2 protein-coding genes are annotated in these 3,182 nt (G+C 49.8%); both read left to right on the plus strand.

All coding sequences use genetic code 11. The features are described from left to right. Positions 1 to 279: 279 nt before the first annotated feature. On the plus strand, positions 280 to 1,902 hold the full coding sequence (locus QUA42_RS27335) for a WD40 repeat domain-containing protein (RefSeq protein WP_333141788.1): 1,623 nt from the start codon (positions 280 to 282) through the stop codon (positions 1,900 to 1,902). A gap of 53 nt (positions 1,903 to 1,955) precedes the next feature. Beyond that, positions 1,956 to 3,182, plus strand: a 1,227-nt coding sequence (locus QUA42_RS27340; protein ID WP_333141790.1) for a WD40 repeat domain-containing protein, incomplete at its 3' end; no start/stop codon positions are given.

Here is a 3,182-nt window from a genome sequence, read left to right on the forward strand (position 1 = left end):
ATTCATTTTTTTTGTCATAATCAAGTATTGCATATAATTGTACCGTACTCATGATAATGATTTAGGATTGCTATAGAGTTTCTCTTTAACATAAATAATTTTTTCTGACAACTAACCCCCAGCCAATTTTACTTTTAATGACCTCGGTAAACCATGAGCCAACGCTAAGCAGATTTGCCTATCCAAAAATAAACTATAGCTTTTGGCTTTTAGGGATTCGATAGAGACAGGTTCAGTTGACCCCCCTCTCTCAATTCTTAACTCTCCCAAAAAACAATTATGCTGCCAGATAAATACCGAAAAGTGCATCGCTGTCTCCCTCTGGTGATGGGAGTTGTATTCGCTACTACCTACAGCATCCCCATCAGCGGCCAACCCAGGATTCCCACACTATCTCAGTCACCGACAACAGAAAAACCCAACCCATCAGGAACGCAGCAACCCGTGCAAGCATTTGGCGGGCAAATCGCCATGTTTCTGGGGCATGAGGATAGGCTTACCAGTGCCGTATTTAGCCCCGATGGTCGGAAAATCCTCACCGCTAGTAAAGATAAAACCGCCCGCTTGTGGGATATCAAAGGTAATCTCCTGACTGTGTTCCGGGGGCATGAGAAATTAGTCTTCGCTGCAGTATTTAGTCCCGATGGCAGCCAAATTCTCACCACCAGTGAGGATAAAACCGCCCGCCTGTGGAATATCCAAGGCAATCTCCTAACCGAGTTCCGGGCGTGTGACGAGCAGTCTGTTATTAGAAGTAGAAGTGCGGTATTTAGCCCCGATGGTAGCCAAATCCTCACCGTTAATATGTTTGCCGATAAAGCCGGCAGGTGGGATAAACTCCGTTTGTGGGATACCAAAGGCAATCTCAAAGCAGAGTTCCAGATCAGAAGTGACGGATCAGGAGGCTTCCTAAAAGCCGTATTTAGCCCCGATGGTAGCCAAATCCTCACCCTTAGTTGGGATGGAACCGCCCGGTTGTGGGATATCACAGGCAATCTTCTCAAAGAATTCCAGGCGCATACGACTCATGTCCTCAGTGGAGTATTGAGTCCCGATGGCAGGCAATTTCTGACCGCCAGCCAGGATAAAACTGCCCGCCTGTGGGATACCAACGGTAATCTCCTAACCGAGTTCCAGGGGCATGAAAATCATGTCGAAAGTGCAATATTTAGCCCCGATGGTCGCCAAATCCTCACTGCTAGTATAGATGGAACCGCCCGCATTTGGGATACCAAAGGTAATCTCCTGACTGTGTTTGGGCAGCATGGAGATTCCGACTGGAGTTCCGTCGAGAGTGTAGCAGGATTTAGCCCCGATGGTCGCCAAATCCTTACCAGTAGTAGGGATGGCAGCGCTCAAATTTGGGATACCAAAGGCAATCTGCTGGCACAGTTGCGGGGGCATAACAATAGCGTGGGGGCAGTATTTAGTCCCGATGGCAGGCAAATCCTCACCCGCAGTTGGGATAAAATCCCCCGCCTGTGGGACGTTTCAGCCGCGATTGCTGCCCAATCCGAGCAAATAGCTGCCAGGGAAACCTTTCAGGAAGGCGTGTCCAAAAATAACGCTCAACTGGCAATATTCCGAGGACACAATAGTTCTGTCACCAGTGCCGTATTTAGTCCTGATGGGAGGCAAATCCTCACCGCTAGTTTAGATAAAAAAGCCCGTCTGTGGGATACCAAAGGCAATCTCTTAACCGAGTTCCAGGGGCATGAGGATGGTGTTAGCACAGCAATATTTAGCCCCGATGGTCGCCAAATCCTCACCACGGGTCATGATGGAACCACCCGTTTGTGGGATACCAAAGGCAATGCGATCGCTGTGTTGCGGGGGGTTGGTGAGATTGTCACCAGCGCCGTATTTAGCCCCGATGTAGCCAAATCCTCCCCAGCGATTTAGCTTATCCCATCAGCCTGTGGGATACCAAAGGCAACCTCCTCGTTCAGTTCTCGGTGCCTAAGACAATGGGAGTGGGGTTGGCGGGGTTGATAGTCTATAGTGCGGTATTCAGTCATGATGGCAGCCAAATCCTCACAATCAGTGGGTATAAAACCGCCCGCCTGTGGGATACCAAAGGCAATCTCCTCGCCGAGTTCCCACTGGGACATGAGAAGGCAGTCAACAGTGCAGAATTTAGCCCCGATGGTCGCCAAATCCTCACAATCAGTGGGTATAAAACCGCCCGCCTGTGGGATATCAAAGGCAATCTCCTAGTCGTGTTCAGGGGGCATAAGGAGCGGATCAAAAGAGCCATATTTAGCCCCGACGGTCGCCAAATCCTCACCACCAGTTTAGATAAAACCGTCCGCCTGTGGGATATCAAAGGCAATTTATTGGCAGAGTTTCGGGGGCATGAGGAAATAGTCACCAGTGCCGTATTTAGTCCCGATGGGAGTCAAATCCTCACCGCTAGCTATGATGGAACTGCGCGAGTTTGGGATAGCAAAGGCAATCTCCTGGCTGCGTTACGAGGGCATGACATAGAAAGAGGTGTCAGAAGTGCCGTATTTAGCCCCGATGGTCGTCAACTTCTCACGGCCAGTGAAGATGGCACCGCCCGTCTATGGGATTTGTCAGTTGCTCTTGCTGCCCAAGCCGAGCAAATAACTGCCAGAGAAACCTTTCAGGAAAGCGTGTCTAAAAATAACGCTCAACTGGCAGAGTTACGGGACGATAAGTATCGAGTCAGAAGTGCAGTATTTAGCCCGGATGGTCGCCAAATTCTCACCACCAGCGAGCTAACCGTCCGCTTGTGGGATACCAAAGGCAATCTCTTAGCCCAGTTGCCACGGCATGACTATCTCCAGAGTGCAGTATTTAGCCCGGATGGTCGCCAAATCCTCACCGCTACCGATGAAACCGTTCGCCTGTGGGATAACAAAGGCAATCTCCTAACCGAGTTTCAGGGGCATGAGAAAAGTAGTGTCGAAAGTGCAGTATTTAGCCCCGATGGTCGTCAAATCCTCACTGCCAGTTTAGATAAAACCGCCTGTCTGTGGGATACCCAAGGCAATCTTCTGACTGTATTCCGAGGGCATGAAAGTGGTGTCAGAAGTGCCGTATTTAGCCCCGATGGTAGCCAAATCCTCACCGCCAGTTTACTAGATAAAACCGCCTGTCTGTGGGATACCCAAGGCAATCTTCTGACTGTATTCCGAGGGCATGAAAGTGGTGTCAGA

This window comes from Microcoleus sp. Pol11C2 (genome assembly GCF_036701505.1).
Lineage (GTDB): Bacteria > Cyanobacteriota > Cyanobacteriia > Cyanobacteriales > Microcoleaceae > Microcoleus.

What these genes read in the sequence shown, in the direction of transcription:
- QUA42_RS27335 (WP_333141788.1), top strand. Translation starts at nt 280, where the DNA reads ATGCTGCCAGATAAATACCGAAAAGTGCATCGCTGTCTCCCTCTGGTG.